Annotated in this window: 1 protein-coding gene and 1 pseudogene; one reads left to right on the top strand and one right to left on the bottom strand. The window is 44.6% G+C overall.

Going from position 1 to position 864, the window contains the following annotated elements; all coding sequences use genetic code 11:
- Nucleotides 1–180, top strand: a pseudogene (locus tag A3754_RS24555) (IS256 family transposase); the annotation flags it as partial.
- A gap of 102 nt (nucleotides 181–282) precedes the next feature.
- On the opposite strand, the gene A3754_RS24560 reads toward A3754_RS24555, so the two are convergent.
- The gene (locus tag A3754_RS24560) at nucleotides 283–735 is read right to left on the bottom strand and encodes a hypothetical protein (RefSeq protein ID WP_063521600.1); all 453 of its coding nucleotides are present in this window, start codon (nucleotides 733–735) and stop codon (nucleotides 283–285) included.
- Nucleotides 736–864 lie beyond the last annotated feature (129 nt).

Consider the following 864-nt stretch of genomic DNA (forward strand, 5'->3'; position numbering starts at 1 on the left):
CGCAAGCTGACAAAGACCAAGGGTGGCTTCGCCAGTGAGAACGCCTTACTGAAGCTGCTCTATGCCGGTATACTCAAGGCATCCGAGCGCTGGACCCACCCGGTGCAGAACTGGAATCTGACGCTGTCACAGATGGCCATCCACTTCCCCGAGCGCCTGGACAAATACATCAGCCTGTGAGGCTGCTGGCTGTGACACAGAGTTTTGAACACCCTCTCCCCGTATTGAACCAAGCCCCCAAAGTCGCAAATTCGGTTTAGCGTCTAGAGATTAAGCCACCCATTATTCTATCTCAAACTTTATTGACTGATACCCAGAAATATTAACAAACCCTTCTGTTACACTCTTAGGTACAACCCTAACCACCCTTAGATGTTTTGACGCCGCATTTTCATCCTCAGCATCAATTTCCATTTTCCAATCTGCAGTCATAAACAAATCGGCCTTGTTATTAGCCCTCCCTACCATAAGGTGGTGCCAAGTATCATCAGTTTCTTGCAGCGAATAGGGATCAATCGCTTCATTAGTCACCATTACACTAGGTGGGTAATGGTAGTTGTACAATTCAGCAAGCTCTAGATCGATAACTATAATTTTCTCGTTTTCCATACGCTCCAGAGTCGTAACATTTTTCCAAATAAAATAATCGACTTCATAGATATCAGCTATCGCTGGCTCTTTCTTAGAGCAAGACAATAAAAAAAATATAAATACAGATATAATCAATAACCTCATGATTTCTCACACTTCCTAGACGCATAGCGCCGCCAACACGCGCGTTTTTTTTGTGAAGCCGCAGGCGTAACGAAAAATACGTCGCGGTGCTTGGCCTTGTTATGCATTTACTCAAATACACCCTTATTG

The sequence above is a fragment of the Alcanivorax sp. HI0083 genome (assembly GCF_001635175.1).

Bases quoted from the DNA above. Each gene is read 5' to 3' on its own strand.
- A3754_RS24560 (WP_063521600.1), bottom strand. From the start codon at position 735: ATGAGGTTATTGATTATATCTGTATTTATATTTTTTTTATTGTCTTGC.